The sequence below is a fragment of the Pseudomonas sp. LBUM1674 genome (genome assembly GCF_059695635.1).
Window position 1 is genome coordinate 4,756,453 of the sequence record NZ_CP166779.1, and the last position, 18,141, is coordinate 4,774,593.

17 protein-coding genes and 1 pseudogene are annotated in these 18,141 nt (G+C 57.6%); 8 read left to right on the top strand and 10 right to left on the bottom strand.

Annotation, left to right across the window (positions count from 1 at the left end; all coding sequences use genetic code 11):
- Nucleotides 1–46 precede the first annotated feature (46 nt).
- From ACA067_RS21910 to ACA067_RS21925, 4 genes are read right to left on the bottom strand one after another with little or no spacing between them, the layout of a single operon-like run.
- On the bottom strand, nucleotides 47–1,882 hold the full coding sequence (locus tag ACA067_RS21910) for a patatin-like phospholipase family protein (RefSeq protein WP_497458459.1): 1,836 nt from the start codon (nucleotides 1,880–1,882) through the stop codon (nucleotides 47–49).
- 15 nt (nucleotides 1,883–1,897) lie between these two features.
- The gene (locus tag ACA067_RS21915) at nucleotides 1,898–2,674 is read right to left on the bottom strand and encodes a hypothetical protein (RefSeq protein WP_497458460.1); all 777 of its coding nucleotides are present in this window, start codon (nucleotides 2,672–2,674) and stop codon (nucleotides 1,898–1,900) included.
- Nucleotides 2,675–2,692: 18 nt separating this feature from the next.
- Complete coding sequence (locus tag ACA067_RS21920) at nucleotides 2,693–4,276, bottom strand: ComEC/Rec2 family competence protein (protein WP_497458461.1); 1,584 nt, start codon at nucleotides 4,274–4,276, stop codon at nucleotides 2,693–2,695.
- Nucleotides 4,273–6,357: a hypothetical protein gene (locus ACA067_RS21925; protein ID WP_497458462.1), complete on the bottom strand. Its 2,085-nt coding sequence runs from the start codon at nucleotides 6,355–6,357 to the stop codon at nucleotides 4,273–4,275. The genes ACA067_RS21920 and ACA067_RS21925 overlap by 4 nt, the downstream gene beginning before the upstream one ends.
- Before the next feature lie 614 nt (nucleotides 6,358–6,971).
- Between ACA067_RS21925 and ACA067_RS21930 the strand changes: the two genes are divergently transcribed.
- Nucleotides 6,972–7,439, top strand: a complete 468-nt coding sequence (locus ACA067_RS21930; RefSeq protein ID WP_497458463.1) for a hypothetical protein — start codon at nucleotides 6,972–6,974, stop codon at nucleotides 7,437–7,439.
- Between the two features lie 377 nt (nucleotides 7,440–7,816).
- Here the strand turns inward: ACA067_RS21930 and ACA067_RS21935 are convergent, their stop codons facing one another.
- Nucleotides 7,817–8,581 carry a hypothetical protein gene (locus ACA067_RS21935; protein WP_497458464.1) on the bottom strand — a complete coding sequence of 255 codons (765 nt, stop codon included), beginning with the start codon at nucleotides 8,579–8,581 and terminating at the stop codon, nucleotides 7,817–7,819.
- Between the two features lie 452 nt (nucleotides 8,582–9,033).
- On the opposite strand from ACA067_RS21935, the gene ACA067_RS21940 reads away from it, so the two are divergent.
- The gene (locus tag ACA067_RS21940) at nucleotides 9,034–9,333 is read left to right on the top strand and encodes a hypothetical protein (protein ID WP_497462831.1); all 300 of its coding nucleotides are present in this window, start codon (nucleotides 9,034–9,036) and stop codon (nucleotides 9,331–9,333) included.
- 390 nt (nucleotides 9,334–9,723) lie between these two features.
- Complete coding sequence (locus ACA067_RS21945; protein WP_497458465.1) at nucleotides 9,724–10,083, top strand: DUF6124 family protein; 360 nt, start codon at nucleotides 9,724–9,726, stop codon at nucleotides 10,081–10,083.
- Nucleotides 10,084–10,140: 57 nt separating this feature from the next.
- Here the strand turns inward: ACA067_RS21945 and ACA067_RS21950 are convergent, their stop codons facing one another.
- The 3 genes and pseudogenes from ACA067_RS21950 to ACA067_RS21960 all read right to left on the bottom strand — a co-directional run.
- On the bottom strand, nucleotides 10,141–10,599 hold the full coding sequence (locus tag ACA067_RS21950; RefSeq protein ID WP_497458466.1) for a metallophosphoesterase family protein: 459 nt from the start codon (nucleotides 10,597–10,599) through the stop codon (nucleotides 10,141–10,143).
- 83 nt (nucleotides 10,600–10,682) lie between these two features.
- Nucleotides 10,683–11,696, bottom strand: a complete 1,014-nt coding sequence (locus ACA067_RS21955; RefSeq protein ID WP_497458467.1) for a GlxA family transcriptional regulator — start codon at nucleotides 11,694–11,696, stop codon at nucleotides 10,683–10,685.
- A gap of 106 nt (nucleotides 11,697–11,802) precedes the next feature.
- A pseudogene (locus tag ACA067_RS21960) lies at nucleotides 11,803–11,971 on the bottom strand (proline racemase family protein); the annotation flags it as partial.
- A gap of 93 nt (nucleotides 11,972–12,064) precedes the next feature.
- Between ACA067_RS21960 and ACA067_RS21965 the strand changes: the two are divergent.
- From ACA067_RS21965 to ACA067_RS21975, 3 genes are all read left to right on the top strand, one after another.
- Entirely contained in the window at nucleotides 12,065–12,631 is a 567-nt protein-coding gene (locus ACA067_RS21965; RefSeq protein WP_497458468.1) for a chorismate mutase, read from the top strand.
- 123 nt (nucleotides 12,632–12,754) lie between these two features.
- The gene (locus tag ACA067_RS21970) at nucleotides 12,755–13,117 is read left to right on the top strand and encodes a hypothetical protein (protein ID WP_497458469.1); all 363 of its coding nucleotides are present in this window, start codon (nucleotides 12,755–12,757) and stop codon (nucleotides 13,115–13,117) included.
- A 431-nt stretch (nucleotides 13,118–13,548) separates the two neighbouring features.
- Nucleotides 13,549–13,971, top strand: a complete 423-nt coding sequence (locus tag ACA067_RS21975) for a nuclear transport factor 2 family protein (RefSeq protein WP_497458470.1) — start codon at nucleotides 13,549–13,551, stop codon at nucleotides 13,969–13,971.
- Nucleotides 13,972–14,105: 134 nt separating this feature from the next.
- On the opposite strand, the gene ACA067_RS21980 is transcribed toward ACA067_RS21975, so the two are convergent.
- Nucleotides 14,106–14,495 (bottom strand): c-type cytochrome, encoded by a 390-nt coding sequence (locus ACA067_RS21980; RefSeq protein WP_497458471.1) that lies wholly within the window; start codon nucleotides 14,493–14,495, stop codon nucleotides 14,106–14,108.
- Nucleotides 14,496–14,857: 362 nt separating this feature from the next.
- Between ACA067_RS21980 and ACA067_RS21985 the strand changes: the two genes are divergently transcribed.
- On the top strand, nucleotides 14,858–15,277 hold the full coding sequence (locus ACA067_RS21985; RefSeq protein WP_497458472.1) for an organic hydroperoxide resistance protein: 420 nt from the start codon (nucleotides 14,858–14,860) through the stop codon (nucleotides 15,275–15,277).
- A 233-nt stretch (nucleotides 15,278–15,510) separates the two neighbouring features.
- On the opposite strand, the gene ACA067_RS21990 is transcribed toward ACA067_RS21985, so the two are convergent.
- Nucleotides 15,511–16,842, bottom strand: a complete 1,332-nt coding sequence (locus ACA067_RS21990; protein ID WP_497458473.1) for an aminotransferase-like domain-containing protein — start codon at nucleotides 16,840–16,842, stop codon at nucleotides 15,511–15,513.
- Between the two features lie 86 nt (nucleotides 16,843–16,928).
- Between ACA067_RS21990 and ACA067_RS21995 the strand changes: the two genes are divergently transcribed.
- A complete protein-coding gene (locus tag ACA067_RS21995) occupies nucleotides 16,929–17,825 on the top strand; it encodes a DMT family transporter (protein ID WP_497458474.1) in 897 nt (298 codons plus the stop codon).
- The last annotated feature ends 316 nt before the right edge of the window (nucleotides 17,826–18,141 follow it).

Here is an 18,141-nt window from a genome sequence, read left to right on the forward strand (position 1 = left end):
TCTAATCGCATGCAGGTAGTGAACCAGCGCCCCTCTACCGCTCGTATCAGACACCGCTATCGGGATAAGGAAACGCTTTGGGTTTATTTAGATTTGGAGCGACGTATGTGCGTAAAGCCGCATCCGTAACCGCGTATCCCCAATTGATCAATCGTTCCTGTAACTCGTCATCCAGCCGCTTCAGACGCGTAGCGACGCCGGCCAGTTCCTGAATGCGCGCAGGCTTGCAATCGAGAGTGAGTGCGCGGTCCGAATATTGATCGTACTGGGTGCCTATTCCCCAATAGGTTCCCAGGCGCTTGCCGGAATCGCCTGGTTTGGCTTCGTAGCTCGCGATGAGTGCGCGTTTGCGAAGACTACGCACCTGATTGTCGATTAGATCGAGGACGCGATAGGCGTGGCGTGGCCAATCGTGTTTAGGCTCTTCCTCTGGTTTGATTTTGGCGCCAGCGTCGCTGACAAGAACTGTTTCGTAGCGTTTCCATACTGTTTCAAGGCCCAAGTTGTCATAAACGCCGCCGTCGGCCAGCACGACATCAGAGGTAAAAGGTGGCCGTTGCAGGTCGTCGCCCGAGCCAGGTCTAAATGCGGCCGGATGAAGTTCGATGGTCAGCGGTGATAGCACCGGTGGAAAGGCTGAAGAGGCTGCTACCGCCCGGGCGATCGAAAAATCAGGCTTCTCGATGCGGCCGACGCGATAGTCGCCCATATAAGGTTTGGAGAAACGCCACAGCACGCCGGATTGCACATTGGTGGCATTGATTACAAAGCGAGGGGTATCAGGCAGGTCCTGCAATGTTGCCCCGTCGAAGAGGTACTTGTCATAGGCCGCAGCGACTTTCTCACCAATACTTCCGGGAAGCAGAAAGCCACCGATAATCGCATCGGCGTCAAGCGTGCGTCGTGCAAGCGCACGAATGGGGTCGACAACACGGGCCTCGAAGGGGCCCCGTGCGCCATCAAAAGGTAGATGCTTCCAAGCCAGGGCGAGAACCGCGCTAGTGATCGAGCCTCCTGATACGCTCGAGATACGCTGCAGCGAAAAGAGCTGGCCGGTTTCATAGAGGCGCCAAAGGCTTCCCACGTGAAACAGCATCGCTCTGTAACCACCACCGGATAGACACAGCCCTACGCCTGACTCCGGGCGACGTGCTGCAGATTCTGGTTGTTCGGTGACTGCCACATTCACAGGCTCTACATTACTCGCTGACGCCTCCCCAACATCGGCATGATCCCCCATGATCTCGAACGTCGTATCGCCGTCTATTGCCATCGGCTGATTTTCCAGTGCGACAATGGCAGGGTCCTGGGCATTGGTTAACTTGCCCGAGGCATCAAATTTTGCCGCCATCAGGTACTCGACCTCGGTCTTTGTATAGGCGGGATCCCAGTGTGTGTTTTCGGGCACATGGCAGTGCCCGAAATGTCCGCCTTTGGCCCAGGTCTCCGTGCTGCGCAAATGGCCGCGCGGATCTTTGCCGTTTTTGGCGGGCTTGGGCAGCCCCGCCGGCCAAACCAATGGGACGTCATGAATCTGCTCGAGCCAACGGCAGAGGCGGGCCAGGTTTTTCAGCGTCGCTTTGTTTTTGGGTTTACCGGCGAAACCGACAACTTCTATCTGCAGGGCTCGATCTCGGTTGGTTTGTACACCGTCTTTTGCATTGCGCAGTGAGCGCGCCGCTGTGTCGGTGTCGATATGCTGGTAAATTTTGCTGGCATCCACCGTGAAGTGCGGGTCCGACCGGTTGGACTTGAACACGGTAAAGGCGCCCTCTGCGCTACCACCCTCCGTCGTGTGATGGACAATTTTGAAGACGCCGCCCGTGTAACTCCCGCTGGTACCGGTAATGGGGCGCTGTTCGGCAAAGGGACATTTGGCCATGATTTATCTCTCCTGTCAGAGGACGCCGAGTTCAACGCTCGCGATATAGATTTTGCGATAAGCGTTCATCCTCGCGGACAGCTGCGGTTGCAGGGTCTTCATCGCACCAGCATCGATTGAAAGGCCGCCCGTGCTACGCCGCAACGATGTCTGGCCTTTTTGCAGTTTAAAGAACAGGACTTGTGTCAAAGTATTGTCGGCCTGGAGGGAGAACGCCATGGCCTCCGCCATGAGACCGTGATCGGGATCCGGGTAGACATAGGTGAACTGGAAGCGACCAATCTCTCCATGCCGGCTCTGCTTGTTAAAGAGCGTGATAAACGGGGCATCCTTGTCCATGTTGTGCAAGCCATTCAGCACGGCGAGGACTGCCGCAGCGGCGCCGGCAATCGGGCTCAGAAACGCCGTGATAACGCCGATGATCGCTTCATGCACGTCGAAAGCATCACCCTTGTAGGTGAACTCTGCAGTCTCCTTTTTCTGGATCACCCAACCGATTACAACCAGGTTGCTGAAATAGGCATCGAAAAACACCAGCGGATCGGTATTGGTGCCAACCGCCTTGGCTGCAGCAAGCTGCGCGAAGAGCGAAGAATCAGTGATGGCTTGTCGCACGTCGGCTTCAACGCCTGTAGTGAACGACACGACATTCGCGCCGACTACCAGTGACTGCTGCCTGGACGTTTCCAGCTCTGGCATTCCCATACCATCGGCGACAGCTAAGACCTCCGGTTGCGGCGGCAAGCTGGCGGTGGCAAGAAATTGTTTGGCGTGCTCCAGATCGAAAACCATGGTGCTTGCTCCGTCGGATTAAAACACGGTGTACTCAAGATAGAGATCCGTGGAATTCAGAGAGTGTTTGAACGGCGTGTAGTCCGCATTGAGGGAGTCATCGTTGCGAAACGTTCGCCCTTTGGTGGCGGCCAGGATGGCCTCCTTCAGATGAGGATTAGGCATCTGCCAACCTTTGGCGCCTTGCTGGTTGCCGAAGGCCTCGTCCGTGGAAATCGCTGCCACCAGCTCGCGGTGAGTCATCAGGTCGAGGCCTTTCTCCTTCAGCGTTGCGTTGTGACTGCCGTGGTGCCCAACTTTGTAAAAGCGCACACGCCCGAGAATCTGAGTTGCCGAGAGCTCACGGGTCTCGTCCTTGTAGGTCTGCTCGTGCCAGGACAACCAATTGCCAACTTGTGCATCGCCAGGAAAAAGCATGAAGGTTTCGTCGGGAAGCTCAAACGCAAGCACCAGGCTCGTATTGTTGGTGTCAGAGTCGAGTTTGAGGGCAAGCGGGCCGGCAGCACCGAGCCAATCGGAATCGATTGCCCGACGCGATTGATCGCGTCCGTCTCTATCGGACCCAGAGCAGTAGTGCTGATTGAGCCACCGGAGAATACCGGTGTCGGTGTTTACATCGATGGCGGTCGACGCATCGTCCGCTGCGCGAACATGGTCCGTATGGATGCGATGAGATCGGCTTGCGAAGGGCAAGTCGTTATCGGGGTCGTGAGACTCATCGTCGACCAAGCGAAACAGAAGATCCTCAAAGGCCCTGTTATCCAGATACGTCTCTTTCGCCGAACCCGACGAAGGTTTGTCCTGTTTCAGCTTGTCCCAATCGCGCGGAGGGCCGAGAACAAAGGCCTTCAGAGCTCCTGGAGCGGCGATAACCTGACCGGGTGACAGGAATTCCTTGGAGAGCGCCTCAGCTTTCACCTTTTCCATGATGTCGCGGCCTTTAAGCCGCTTGGCTTTGACCGGCGCGGCACCGAGCGCGGCACCGAGCGCGGCATCGACAGCCCCGGCCCCACTGTTCGCAACAAGCGGCCCTAAAAAAGCGTCGAGTCCGGAAAGTGCAACCTGCCGATCAGCGGCAAACGGCGATGGCGTTGGGCTCGCGGCAGCCCGCTGAATGATTTCGGAAAGTGCCGCCAATGCAACGCCGCGCTTGTCGCGATCCTCGCGTAGCTGATTAGCAAAGGCATCGTTGTCATCCTCGGTCCAGGCCATCCAGAGTTTATTAATGGCAAGGCCGCCGAAGATGATGTCTTGCGCCTGCGAAAAACCAGAGATGTGGTCCCAGTGTTCGTGGGTGATGACCAGCAAATCGAGCGAGCCTTTTGTCAGTACGCTGCCATCCGCCGCAAAGGTGCCACCTGTCGTCTTGACGATATCGGTAGCAATTTGCCGCATACGTGCTTCGGCCTGCGCACTGCCCATCAGAATGCCAAAGTCGATCAGGATGTGTGCAGGTGGTTCATTGCCGTTGAGCACGCGGATAAGGAAACAATCGCCCAGATAGCCGGCATATTCACGACCTTGAGCGCCCAACGCCCGGTACATGCGTACGATTATTTGGCTCTTCGCGTTAGCGGGGCCGCCTTTCTTTTGTCGAGTCATTCGAAGCTCCTGTGCAGGAAGGCAAATGGCTCAAGATTGGCGCTCACACGTGAGCCAATCGCCTGTCCCGACGTTTTGCCTGTACGGAAGTCGCGCTGGGCAGCCAAGCGTTTGTCGTCGCAAACATTCTTTCTGATGATGCGAATCAGCTTGCCATCGCGCAGGTCAATATGAATGGTGGCGCCACCGCGGAACCAGAAATCAGGGTCACGCGCGAGGAGAACAGGGTCACCCGCATCCGCCTTCTCCTGGTCGATCGGATCGTCGTACCCACGTCGTTTCTGCGTCATCTGGATGATGAGTTGATGGGTCTCTTGCCCTTCGGGACCGGCTCGCCGAGCGATGCGCGCTGAATGCACCTCGAACTTCGGCACCTTGGAAAATTTGCCGTTCTCATTCGCCTTGCCTGTCCACAACGTAGGGACGTTGGTCAGCGGCGCCTTGCGACGAGGATCATCGAAGGCAAGCAGACGCATGCCGACCAGCTTCTCCCAACCCTCGTCGAACGCACTGTCTTCCTTGAACCACTCGTGAATGAGTAACTGGTTACGCTGGATTACGCCGACAGCGGCTTCGCGGAGGTTGCGTCGCCCACCGCCAGAGGCTCCATGCACGCTCGACGTGTGCATGGGCCCGAGTGAAATGGACAGTTTGAGTGTAGCGAGCAGTTCGGAGAAGACGTTGCTGAGCCCCTCTTCGGGATTCCCGCCGGCTTCACCAAACTCGGGGGTCTCGGAAAGATCCGGCTCATCCCATAGCAAGCTGTCAGGTGCCATCGAGATGCAACCGGGCACGGTGATGCCACGCTTTCTAAAGGCTTCGACGAAAGCAATGCGATAACGCATCGGGTCGTTAGCTACGAGATCCGTATCGGCCGTGATAATTGCCCGCAAATATTCGCCGAAGTGCAGGTCGACAGGGGGGGTATAGTCCAGCGCCCGCACGCACATGCGAAGCACCTGGTCCGCGGCTCTTCCGGCCTCAACAGCCAAACGGTCAACGAGTTCGGCAGAGAGATAATCCTGATTGGGTGCGGCATTCGACCGCGCGAGGCGAAAGAGATCAGCAGTCTTGTGCTCGTAAATGGTGACGAATGCATCAAAGATGGCAGCAACGAGAAAGCCACCACGCGCGTGCGCTTCGAACGTTTCAGATAGTTTCTTGGGTGGCGCGATTTCGCCACTGCCTTTCTCATCGGTCTGGGATGTAGCACCGGCCGATTTTACGGGAGACCCCAGGTACTGCAGTGCATAGCGCAACGACCCGCGGCGTCCCGTCGCGTGACCAAACTGAAGAGCAAGACCATTCAGCAGGCCCGGCTCGCGCAGCGAACCTTTACTCTGTGCCAGCTGATGCCTTACGACATTCGTCAAACTGAAATGCTGGAGTAGCGCAATGATGTCGGCAAAAGCCTCATGAAAGGCCAGAGAGTCGAGATTGGAGGATTCAATCGAGCGCTGCTGCATTCCATGAAGAATCGCATGCGTTGTTTCATGGGCAACGATGTCTTGCGAGAGACAGGTAAAGACCCAGCTGCTGGAAGCGGTGTCGCCTTCTGGATGCTTGAAGTACCCGAAAAGCAGTGCGCGCTTGCTAGGGCTGTAATAGGCATTCTTTTCGCGAAGGCCGTGGGGATAAATCCGCAACCGACGTGTGAAGCTTCGATCCGGCGTGTCTTGCGGTGCATTCCTGTCGCCAGCCCACAAGACCATGCGCCCAAGCGCTCGCTCGAAATTGCGGATGGTGCGCATCGCAACCGCGAACACCATCTGCTGATGGAACTGTGGGCAACCTTCAGACGGTGGTAACCCGTCTTGAGCCAGCAGAAAGGGGGCGTTGAGATCGACCGGGGCGTAAAAGACGTCTGAACTGGGATCGTAATCTATCACCTCGAGATAATCGTTAATGGGGCCTGGCTCCAACTGGTCTTCCCAGCGTGTTTCCCATGGGAGTTCGATGACGGTGTCGTTAATTACCGCGGTCTTCAGTTCCACTGAAGATTGTGGATCGAAAGCGTATACGCGGAGCCGCCGCATGGGTGGCTTCGGCACCAGAGGAACCAGCTGCTGGATATCCGTCATCGTTTCGGTCCTCGCTGGCGTGTAGAGGAGGAATAAACGCTTTTTCACCCATGTCGAGCCGCCGAGTCAGCTGCATCTCGGTTAGCTGGGGATGTCTACCGGAGCGAAAGTAGTCCACCCACGTAAAGTTAGAGTCTTGAACCAGAGGGAGATCTGGTTCATAGATGGCAACTCAGCTTCCCCTACAGTTTTTTTGCGAAAATTAATAACACTTAGAGTCGCAGGTATTAATTTGTGCAATGCCTCGAACCGGAAGTCTAGCTATAAAAATGAGCCTGCTTCTATTAAAAGAGAGTTACGCTTATGACGAAAGAGTATTGAGAGAGCTAGCAGACACTGGTCGCTACTGCCCATAGTAGCGCGCTATAAGAGTGTTTTTTTGGCGCCATTTGTTTGGCATGGAGCGTCTTGTGCGGCTGAACGAGTGATCACATCGGGACGGTTCCGAACCGGCTGATCGGGACAGTGACGAACCGCAGCTTTTGACATAGGCTATTTTGAATAGTATTGGCTGAATCAAACCAAAAGTCGCAGCGCAGGTTGCTTGCTGGACAGGATCATCGGGAAAATTACTTGAATCGAATGATCGGTTGCACTTAAAAAAGGAACCTTCTATGACTGAAGACCAACTGAATGCAGCGCTTCAAGCAGAATATTTACATCTCCAAAAGACCATTGAGGACTTCGATTCACGCGCCTTGACCATTAAAGCTTGGAGTATAACCTTCGGTCTGGTCTCGATAGCTGGAGCTTTCGCTAGTCATTCGTATATTCCTTTTCTTCTCTCCTCCATGAGTACTGCAATTTTTTGGCTGCTTGAGACTCAATGGAAGATCTTTCAGCTCTGTTACTCTTCCCGGAGTAATCTGATCGAGACACACTTCCGTGATAAAGCGAAAGTCGAACACCCTTTCCAAATTGGCTCGTCGTGGTACACCGAGTGGAAAACGATACGAATTCAGAGACTTAAACAAGTCTCACTGTGGCCCCATGTCGCACTTCCTCACGTCTTTGTTATGATTCTGGGCATGTTGCTATTCTTCCTCTCAATTACAAAGGTAATCAACCTGAATGCTACCTAGTTTTATAAACGCAGCTGACTGGCTGCTTTCGGCTGACTTCTGTTGACTGCCACAGGCTGCTACGGGTCGCTTTTTGCCTATCGCCATCGGCAGCTTTGGGTCCAGGCTGTGTGAAAACGTCAGCGCCTAATCGAACAGGGCGTTTCTATGTGAAATCCGTAAATGTTTGGTTGGTTGGCAGAGCTGGATTTTGCGTACAGGCGTAATTTTCGCCCCATTTCCGAACGCCCCAAAGGCTTGGCTACGTTTTCACACAGCCTAGGTCGTAAGCAGCTAATCAAGAACGGCCGCTTCCCACCTACTGCAAACACCAACGTTCAGTTTGAGGGGCGCGAAGCTTGCTGGCGGATCATCCCTCTCGAAGCTCTAGTGAAAATTCACTGCTGGGTGCTCTCTTTGGTTGAGGAAGTCGCTCTGGCTTCTCGAATCATCCGCAGCAATGGTTCTAACTGAGCTGCTTCGCGAGTTCTGTCGGCCGACTCAATAAGCATCTTCAGCGAGCAACCGCGAACGTGGGTAGGATTTTCAAGTACTGCCTGCATTGGCTGGCCAACGGGACCGATAACCATCTGGCGTCCATGCTCTTCAAGGGAATAGCTTGTTCCGCCAACTCTCAAGACGAACAACCCATGAGGATGAGGCTGCGCCAAGGGAAGCCCAGCCGACCGTCCCGCGCCTGCGTCGCAGAACACGTGATAGTCGATGTGATCACCACCGTAAAGTATCAGCGGGCGCTCTGTACGGCCTGAGATCAGTCGAAGAGATGCCTCGCCCGATATATGTGGGGTGGAGAAGTCAGACTCCCTTCGTAGTCCCGATGTCGCTACGATCATTGCTTCAAGGATATTAGGTTCCACTGCCGCCAGCTTTACTCGTGTATCTCGAAGTTCAGTTGATGTCCGCGCCAAGTTTACCTCTAGCTCTCGTTGTCGCTTAGCGGATTCGACCGAAGCCGCATTTGAGCGAATCTCCTTGACAATGCCGAAAGCAAGAGTGCAAAGCATGCACGAAAGTGCAAGCCATCCGCGCCGAGTAATTCGCTTATGTAATGGCTCATTTGTTTTCAACCAAGTCTCGCCACCGAATGCGGCTAACGCTCCGGTGGTGCCAAGGAATAGCAAAGTAAGATTGATCACGGACATCATAGATACTCCGGTGAAGCCTTACGTGGAGATAACCGGCGCTCCGCGACTCTTTCGCGCAGTGTCCAGTTGAACGCGGTGTTAGATTTCTATCTGTGAAATCCGACACCAAGATATTTGTCAAGAACGCACCAGGGAGTGGTGACATGTCTATTGACTATATGAGCAAGTGTAGCAACGTGCCAGTAGTCTGCTTCGGGCAGGATGTCGCTTGTCTCCATCGGCATCTATGGGTCGGAAGAGTTCATTCATGAACGGCAGCTATTGGCCGATTTCTGCCTTGCTGACTGGCAGAATCGGTCGAAACCCGCCACTCGCATGAGACTGTTTCAACCAGGAACAAACCGAGAACCAAAAGCGCCGGAATGCAGTTCTCAACATCAACCTACCGTCTAATCTCATGAGTACCCGACTGCACACACGCTGCTAGCCGCCCCCTGCTGGACAATGCCATTACCGGAAAAACAGCACACCACTGCGCGTCATGGGTCCTGCCCTCCCTGCTCGCCATCAACCTGGCGTTGCTGGCGGGATGTTCAGGTAAGGCCGCCACCGCTCGCTATTCAGCGTCGAACTCAGGCTCGAACTGCTATGCCAAAGCGCTCCCCACCTCCGGCGAGGGCGGTCTCGCCTGGGGAGACACTTTGAGCATGGCGCGCAAGAAATCCCTGAATAACTGCATTAGCTATGCCGGCCGATCCGGTGGCACGCCGGATACCTGTAAGGTGGTGTTGGCCGAGTGCAGAAATTAGGCGTGCAGAAATGTTCGCTCACTCACTTTAAACATCCGCGCAAGGCGCGTGTTTAAGCGCCCTACTGCTTGTTTCCTGAAAGCTACAAGACCTTGCGCCATTGCCTACGGTTACGCCAGAATCCGCCAGCTTGTGCGTCTTGGGGTTGCTCGGTAACTTGATTCGCGTCACTGCTCATCAGTGATCGGGTTTAGTCGCCCGGTGTTATTCAGCAAGATTCACAAGCTTCATTAAGTCAGTATCTCTGTATCTGTACTCAATGGTGGCTGTGTGTAGGGCGCTTCGGCGCGCCGGCAATGCTGATTCTCACCGGTCGACTAACCTGCACACAGCCGCCACCATTCGTTTAGTCGCGATATGGCTGCGGCTCCAAGCATGGAGAATCAGCATATGTTCAAGGTCACGCCCAATCCGCCGGACACCGATCCGGTATCGCCGCACGAACCCGATTCAAACAATCTAAACGAAGCCGCCGAACGCGCCCTCGACTTCCACGTCCCCTCGACTGCCGACATCAATGCCACCCCGCGCACACCCAGCACCCTGTTTACCGTAGCCCCAGAGGCCACCACCGAAACCCTCGTGGTTTATCTGGTCGAAACGCTAGCCTCGGCCGATGTAATGGTCCATCACCTGGTGGATCATCTGGACGGCGGATCGCGCAATGCCCTGCTGGGCATTTCCAACAGCATCATGCTGGCGGAAATCACGGCGAACCGGGTGCTGGATCAAATCGATCCGCCCGCCTGAGGCGAACGAGTCAGCCATGCGGGCTGTGCAGCGGTCCCTTTTTTTGTGGACCGCATTTCACTCCAATAACGAAACCAGCCGCGGCTGAATCGAACCCTCAAGCACCTCCAACAACGCCAGCGTCACCGGCAGCTTGAATCTGCGCCGCCCCGCGCTGCCTGGATTGAGGTACAGCCGTTCGCCGCGCCATTCAATGCATGGCTTATGCGAATGCCCGGTGATCACCAGTCTTATCCCGGCATCCAACTCCGCCGGCACATCGGCAATGTCGTGCACCAGCAAGGTCTGCCAACCGTTCAGGTCGAAACACAGGCGGTCGGCGAGATTGTCTGCCCAGGGGGCGCCCAGGTCATTGTTCCCGCGTACTACGTGCAGGGGGGCCATGGACGCCAGTTGCTCGAGGATCTCGACTGTTCCGATGTCGCCGGCGTGGATGATCCGCTCGCAACCTCTCAGGGCCGCCAGGGCTTCGGCGCGGAGCAAGCCGTGGGTATCGGAGATCACGCCAACTTTCATGCACGGCTCCAAGGCAGGCTCATGAATGTGAATACAGGTTACCTGAGCCAGCACGCTGAGGTCGCAACACTAAAACCTGGCTGTCACTTCACCAGGCGCTTTTCCTTGGAAGGCCTGTAGCCAAAATACGAGCTGTAGCACTTGCTGAAATGACTGGGCGAAACAAAGCCGCAGGCCACCAGCACGTCGACCTGGGACAGCTCCGTGTGCTGGAGCAGTCGACGGGCTTCGGTGATCCGCAGTTCCATGTAATAGCGCTGCGGCGTGGTGCCCAGTTGTTCCTTGAACAGGCGCTCCAGTTGGCGACGTGAGCGGCCGGCGTAGACGGCCAGTTGCTCCAGCTCCAGCGGCTCTTCGAGGTTGGCATCCATCAGTTTCACCACCTCGCGCAAGGGCGCGCTCACGCAGATGTTTTCCGTGGGTTTGATGCGCCGGTAGCGCGACTCTTCGAACGCCAGGATGTCTTCGATGCCCTCGACCAGGGCTTTGTCGTGCAGGCCCTTGATCCAGTCCAGCGCCATATGGAATGCCCCCGAGGGGCTGGATGCCGTGAGCCGGTCGCGATCGATGACATAGGGTTCGCTGCTGACCTGGGTCGCCTTGGCGATTTCGGCGAGTGCGGGGCGATGTTCGGGGTGGATTGCGCAGCGATAGCCGTCGAGCAGGCCTGCCCTGCCCAGGAACCATGCACCGTTCCACAATCCGGCCAGTGTGACACCCTGGTCTGTCGCCGCTCGCAACAGGTTGATGAATTCCTCGTTTGCCTTCAGTTCTGTCCGGTAGCCACCGCAGATGACCAGCAGATCCAGGTCGTGGATAGCTGCAGAATCGAGGCGTGCATCCGGGCGGATGACCAGCCCCAGATCACTGACGACTTCTGCGTCATTCAGGCCGAACGTGCGCGATGAGAACAGCCCGGGGCGCAGCAGATTGGCGGTGACAATGGTATCCAGTGCCTGGGTGAACGCAGGCAGCGAGAAATGCTCGAGCAGCAAAAAGCCTGCTCGAGTCATCTGAGCAGGCTGGCCAGGGTTTTCATTCAGATAGCGGAGGTTTTTACCCTTCATGCCTCCGCTGAATTGACGTCGTTCGATCAAGGTTCGACCCACTCGTTTACGTTAACCAGCCTGTCGCTTGGCGAGCCGGTAAAGCGTAATGCTACCTGCACAAGCGCAAAAAACCCTAGCGCCATTATGCAACTGATCAGGCGAGCTGGAAGCGGTGACGAAGCGGGTCTTTGTGGTCGACGAAAAGGGGGTTGTGTCCGGTGATCTGCGATACCGATGCTTGGGCAGATGCCGTCAAAGGTTCGGAGTTTTACCGGGGCTTCGACCTTTCCTTCGAAGATCGTGCCGATCAGGCTTTCGTGGCGGCCTGCGCAAATGAGTCAGCCGCCCTTAACGGCCCTGCCACACCTGTGTTACACATCACCTGCCTGTGATTCCGCGTCCAATGAGGTTTGCCAATGCTCCACTTCCCACGCTTACCGCAACTGCTGACCTGCGCGCTGCTCGGCGTGTTCGCTGGCGCCGCACAGGCCGCCGCGCCCGCGCCCGATAGCCTGAAACCGCTGCTGGCGACGATGAACGAGCGCCTGAACATCGCCGATCTGGTGGCGTTGACCAAGTGGGACAGTGGCAAGCCAATCCAGGACAGTGCCCGGGAAGCGCAAGTCATCGCCGGCGCGAGGAAGCTGGCCGTGGCGCGCAAGCTGGACCCGGACGACGTTGCCGAATTGGTCGGTGCCCAGATAGAAGCCAACAAGCTGGTGCAATACGGACTGATCGCGCAATGGCATGCGGCGGGCAAGGCGCCGGACACGCCACGGCCGGACCTCACCAAACAGATCAGGCCGCAGCTGGATGAACTGCAGAACCGCCTGCTGCAGCAATACGCCAGGTTCGTGCCCTATCGCACCAACCCGAGCTGCCAGGACTGGCTGGCCAAGGCGCGCTCCGACCTGATCAAGGACGTTTTGCACGGCCAGGCGCTGATCCGCGCCACCGGCGACCTGTGTATTGCCGATCGGTGAGTGCTGGTTGAAGCAGCCATTGACGGAGTTAATAGTCACCATTAACTCAATGAAGTTCTCTTAAAAACTCCGGGGCGTAACATCGCCTCCATACCAAACAACTACACCCCGGAGCACACCATCATGAAACGCCAAATCCTTCTCAGCATCGCTTTCTCGGTTTTTGCAGCTAATGCTTTCGCCGCTACCTCTGCTCACCCGGTTGTCGCTGAAGGCGGCTCGGATCGTTTGATTGAAAGCCGTGTGGCTGAGGGTGGTTCGGATCGTTTGATCGAGAATCGTGTTGCTGCCGATGGTTCGGATCGTTTGATCGAGAATCGTGTTGCGGCTGATGGCTCGGATCGTTTGATCGAGAATCGCGTTGCTGCCGATGGTTCGGATCGTCTGATCGAGAATCGTGTGGCTGCCGATGGTTCGGATCGTCTGATCGAGAATCGTGTTGCCGAAGGTGGTTCTGATCGTTTGATCGAAAGCCGTGCGGCGTAAATGAATGGTTTTACCGCAACACTCAACGAAAAACCCGGCCTCGTCTGCCGGGTTTTTTTATACCTGCAATAACCCGCAATTGGGGTCCCCGGGCGATCACCAAAATCGCCGCCTACGGTATCGACACAATCACCTGCATACAGCCAGCTTGCGGAAAACGCCAATCCTGTAGGAGCCGGCTTGCCGGCGAAGGCGTCTGCATGGGCGCAGCAAGACTCGAGGCCGCCTTCGCTGCGGTGCGGCAATCCGACAAGCCAGCTCCTACACAAGCCTGCGCCACAAAGGCCGGGTATATCCGCCAATTCGTGGTCGTACGCGCATCCCGCAGGCTCCGATCTTTTCGCCCCCTTGCTGTCCACGCAAGGCCTCTTATACTCGACGGGCAACGCAACGCCGCCGGAAGGCCAACAATAAAAATACAGGAGTAGAAGATGTCTGGACTGAAACTGCATCCCGAAGCCGCAGCCTCTCTGAACCAGTGGCACGACATGATCCGCAAGGGTGACTTGAGCGCCTTGCCTGAATTGTTGGACCCACAGGCGATATTCCGCTCGCCGATGGCGCACAAGCCTTACCCGGGAGCGGTCGTGGTCTCGAAGATTCTCAACACCGTCATTGAGGTGTTCGATGATTTTGTCTATCACCGGGAACTGGCGACGGCAGACGGGTTGAGCGTCGTGCTGGAGTTCAGCGCCAACGTCGACGGAAAGGCGCTAAAGGGCATCGACATGATCCGCTTCAATGAACAGGGGAAAATCGTCGAGTTCGAGGTGATGGTCCGTCCCTTCAGTGCCTTGCAAGCCTTGGGCGAGCAAATGGGGCAACGCCTTGGCGCCTACCTGGCGGCCCTGTAGGAGCTGGCTTGTCGGATCGCCGCACCGCAGCGAAGGACGTCAACGATAACGCATTGTTCTTTGGCTAAACGCGTCGCCCGTGGCGTCGGCGGTTGAACCACCACGCACCTCGCGTGCCCCGTTGTTTAGCCAGTTCAATGCGGTTGAAAGGTCTGAAGATAAGCCAGCACGTCTTCGACCTTTTCCGGATCGCTGAGCCCCCAGAAAATCATCCGGGTTCCGGGGACCACCTCCTTCGGAGCTTCGAGGTACGCGGTCAGTGTTTCGCGAGTCCAGACGATGCCGGCCGCTTTCATCGCGTCGGAGTACAGGTAGTCCGTCGTGCTGCCTGAAGGGCGACCGAAAATCCCATTGAGCTGCGGACCAAAAGAGCCCCGCGCCGACTCCCCGACCTGATGGCAGCCACCGCAGATCCGCTTGAACAGTTTGCCGCCTGCCTCGGCATCGCCGGCCGCTTCGGCCTGGGCGCTGCAGAGTCCTGCATTGAGCAGCAGGGCGAAGGTCAGTACGGCATTGCTCTTCATGTCGGTTCCAGGTGTCGTTCACAGCAAAAAAGGGCGGCTATTTCATCATGACTGGCTCCGGCACCAAAACTTAAATGCAAAACTGCCCTCCCCGGCCTTGGCGGCGAAAGCCAGTTGATCACCTTGGGGCTGCCAGCAGATGTGGCCGGATTCAGGCCGCCGGCGAGGGCAACTGCGATCAGGTGTTGGTTGTATCGGCCTGTATGTTTTCCGCCGATCTTACACAGCGATACACAACCGGCGGTTCAGGACACACACGCACTACATGAAGGTGGAAAAGTGGGCGCCATCGGACATCAGCTTCTCCGATGAATCCAGCGACATAACCGCTGAAGAGTCCAACATCCCAGCAGGAGCCACCCATGATCAATCAAATCGACACCGTGCTGTACACCGGCAAGACCCACACCACTGGCGGGCGCAACGGCGAAGCGCGAAGCGACGATGGCCGTCTGGACATCAAGCTGTCCCCGCCGGGCAGCTCAGGCAGTGGCACCAATCCCGAACAACTGCTGGCGGCCGGCTGGTCGGCCTGCTTCATCGGCGCCATGGGCAAGGCGGCTGCCGCGATGAAGCTGAGTTTGCCGAGTGACATCACCGTCGATGCCGAAATCGACCTGGGCAAGACCGAAGAGGCGTTTTTCCTCCAGGCGCGCCTCAATGTCAGCCTCCCGGGCCTGGACCCTGCCGTCGCCCGGGCAGTGGTGGATGACGCGCACCAGCGCTGCCCGTACTCCAAGGCGCTCAGTGGCAACATCGACATTACGATCAATCTGGTTTAACCGGGGCCTAGGCGCGGCCTGCCTTGTCGGGCTGGCTGCGCCGACTTTCCAAGGCCTGAATGCTGGCCCTGTACTACCCCGGTATATGGGCATTACACCGATCAACTGTAGGAGCTGGCTTCAGGGCGACTCGATTCAGGTCAGGCGAGTGCCCGACATCAGGCCTTCGGTGAGCAGCGAGACCAGGGGCTGAACAGGATGTTGAGTGCGAACACCGTCGCCAGGCTCTCCTGCTACGTATAAGCCCCCACCACCCTCTTCACTTTCACCAACGCCTGGCGAAGCGTGTCCAGATCCACCGACCCCAACGCCAAACGGATCGCATGGGGTACATGCACGGAGATCGCAAAAGGCTCGGCGATCGAGACCGCCACCTGCTCGCGCATCAGCTCCATGGCGATCTGGTCGGCCCGTGCGTCTTCCGGCAACGGCAGCCAAAGAAAATACGACGATGGATGACTGATGTAGCGAAGGCCCACAAGCACTCGCGCGGCGATGGCTTGCCTGGCCTGCGCGTCCTTGCGTTTCTCCTCTTCCAACTGCATGACGGTTCCATCGTCGAGCCACGTGCTCGCAATCGCTGTCAGCACGCCAGGGGTATTCCAGGTGGTGGCCCTGATTGTTCGCTCCAGGGCGGGCACCTTATCAAGGGGCGCAGCGATGAAACCTACGCGCAAGCCGGTGGCGACACTTTTGGATAACCCGGACACGTAAACCGTACACTCAGGGGCGAGATCGGCTATCGGTGGCGGCGGGTTTTCAGCCAGGAAGGCGTACGCGGCGTCTTCGATGATGAGCAACTCATGGCGACGCGCAATCGTCACCAGGTGCGCGCGTTGCTCGGCACTCATTACCCATCCCAGTGGATTGTGCAGCGTTGGCATGCTGTAAACCGCCCTGACGCGACGGCTCCGGCAGCGCTTTTCCAGGGCATCGAGATCCGGCCCCTGTTCGGTCACGGGAATGGGCACGATTTCGAGGTGCAGGGCTTCGGCGAGCACCTTGAAACCTGAATAGGTCAGCGCATCGGCGGCAATCACATCACCGGGCTTGAGCAGCGCCATCATCGTCACGGCCAGCCCCTGTTGAGCGCCATTGACGATCAACACTTGCCCGGCCTCCACCGTCAATCCGCGAGCTCGCAGATGACGTGCCACCGACGCCCGCTCATGCAGTCGCCCGGCGTGTGGCTGATAGCGCAGCAGCGCCTCCAGGTCACCACCCGACGCCAGTTGGCGCAGCGCACTGCGCAACAGCTCTGCCTGCCCGGGCAGCGCCGGATAGTTGAAGTTGAGATCGATCATGCCGACGGCCACGTCTTTCTGGTCGATGCCCGCCCCCGGCGCCAGCGCGGTTTCCCTGACGAAGGTGCCGCGCCCGGTTTCCCCGCTGACCAGGCCCATGGCCTCGAGTTCTGCATAGACCCGGCTAGCCGTCACCAGCGCCAGGCCTTCGGTCGTCGCCAGTTGACGGTGGGTCGGCAGGCGCGTGCCTGGCAGCAGGCGCCCGGAGCGGATATCCGCGGCAAAGCTGTCAACCAGCGACTTGTATCGAGAGCGAGGCATGGGCAGATGTATCCATGACAATATTTTGATTGTATTGATCTTCGATCATAGGATGGATCTCTGCAAACTTTTTGAGTGTGAACGAAATGGAACGGGCATCGAAGCTGCAAAACCTGGGGTTGGAAAAGACCGCCAGCGGCTGGCTCAACGGGTTCATCGGCGTCCTGATCTTCAGCGGCTCGCTGCCTGCCACACGGTTGGCCGTGCTGGAGTTCGACCCGGTATTCCTGACGGTTGCCCGCGCCATGATCGCGGGGCTGCTGGCGCTGTGCATGCTGCTGCTGTTCAAGGAAAAGCGTCCGGCCCGAGGTGATCTGCTGCCCCTGGCGATCGTGGCACTCGGGGTTGTGGTGGGGTTTCCGCTGCTGACGGCGTTGGCGCTGCAGTACGTGACGTCGGCGCATTCGATCGTGTTCGTTGGCCTGTTGCCGCTCGCCACCGCGGCGTTCGGTGTAGTGCGCGGTGGCGAGCGGCCGCGGCCGGTGTTCTGGTTTTTCTCGGTGCTGGGCAGTGCGCTGGTGGTGGGTTTTGCATTTTCCCAAGGCCTGACCGCGTCGCCGACGGGCGACATTCTCATGTTGCTGGCGATTCTCGCCTGCGGCCTGGGTTATGCCGAAGGTGCGAAGTTGTCGAGGACCCTGGGCGGCTGGCAGGTGATCTCCTGGGCGTTGGTGCTGGCGCTGCCGGTCATGGTCCCGTTGACCTGGTACCAGGCCCCGCCTTCGTTCTCCGGAATAACGGCATCGGCGTGGATCAGCCTGGCTTACGTGTCGGTCTTCAGCATGCTGGTCGGTTTCGTCTTCTGGTATCGCGGGCTGGCCCAGGGCGGGATTGCCGCGGTCGGCCAGTTGCAGTTGCTGCAACCGTTTTTTGGATTGGCGCTGGCGGCGACGCTGCTGCATGAGCAGGTGAGCATTGGCATGTTGGGGGTGACGGTGGCGGTGATTCTTTGTGTGGCGGGGGCGCGGCGGTTTTCGAAGTAGATGGGGTCATCCGCTGTCGCTGTTTTTTTGATCGTGTACATATCCGTTGTTGCGGTAACGGCGGCTTAGGGTTCCGCCCTTACGGCGGGTCACTTTCGAAAAGCGCGAAAGTAACCAAAGCGCTTTTGCCGCTTTCGTTCGGTGCCTCGCCTAGGCTCGGCATGCCCTCGCTCCGGTCCTGCTCCGTGGGCCCGCCGCCATCGGCCATCCATGGCCGGGGGCGGCTAACCCGGCATCCATGCCGGGTTGCCCACTGCGCAGAACCTCCACTCGGCCTCTCGAGGCGGCGTGCACCGCAACAGCAAAATCAAGAGCC

Coding starts and splice junctions, on each gene's coding strand:
- ACA067_RS21910 (WP_497458459.1), bottom strand. CDS start 1,882: ATGGCCAAATGTCCCTTTGCCGAACAGCGCCCCATTACCGGTACCAGC.
- ACA067_RS21915 (WP_497458460.1), bottom strand. CDS start 2,674: ATGGTTTTCGATCTGGAGCACGCCAAACAATTTCTTGCCACCGCCAGC.
- ACA067_RS21920 (WP_497458461.1), bottom strand. CDS start 4,276: ATGACTCGACAAAAGAAAGGCGGCCCCGCTAACGCGAAGAGCCAAATA.
- ACA067_RS21925 (WP_497458462.1), bottom strand. CDS start 6,357: ATGACGGATATCCAGCAGCTGGTTCCTCTGGTGCCGAAGCCACCCATG.
- ACA067_RS21930 (WP_497458463.1), top strand. CDS start 6,972: ATGACTGAAGACCAACTGAATGCAGCGCTTCAAGCAGAATATTTACAT.
- ACA067_RS21935 (WP_497458464.1), bottom strand. CDS start 8,581: ATGTCCGTGATCAATCTTACTTTGCTATTCCTTGGCACCACCGGAGCG.
- ACA067_RS21945 (WP_497458465.1), top strand. CDS start 9,724: ATGTTCAAGGTCACGCCCAATCCGCCGGACACCGATCCGGTATCGCCG.
- ACA067_RS21950 (WP_497458466.1), bottom strand. CDS start 10,599: ATGAAAGTTGGCGTGATCTCCGATACCCACGGCTTGCTCCGCGCCGAA.
- ACA067_RS21965 (WP_497458468.1), top strand. CDS start 12,065: ATGCTCCACTTCCCACGCTTACCGCAACTGCTGACCTGCGCGCTGCTC.
- ACA067_RS21970 (WP_497458469.1), top strand. CDS start 12,755: ATGAAACGCCAAATCCTTCTCAGCATCGCTTTCTCGGTTTTTGCAGCT.
- ACA067_RS21975 (WP_497458470.1), top strand. CDS start 13,549: ATGTCTGGACTGAAACTGCATCCCGAAGCCGCAGCCTCTCTGAACCAG.
- ACA067_RS21980 (WP_497458471.1), bottom strand. CDS start 14,495: ATGAAGAGCAATGCCGTACTGACCTTCGCCCTGCTGCTCAATGCAGGA.
- ACA067_RS21985 (WP_497458472.1), top strand. CDS start 14,858: ATGATCAATCAAATCGACACCGTGCTGTACACCGGCAAGACCCACACC.
- ACA067_RS21990 (WP_497458473.1), bottom strand. CDS start 16,842: ATGCCTCGCTCTCGATACAAGTCGCTGGTTGACAGCTTTGCCGCGGAT.
- ACA067_RS21995 (WP_497458474.1), top strand. CDS start 16,929: ATGGAACGGGCATCGAAGCTGCAAAACCTGGGGTTGGAAAAGACCGCC.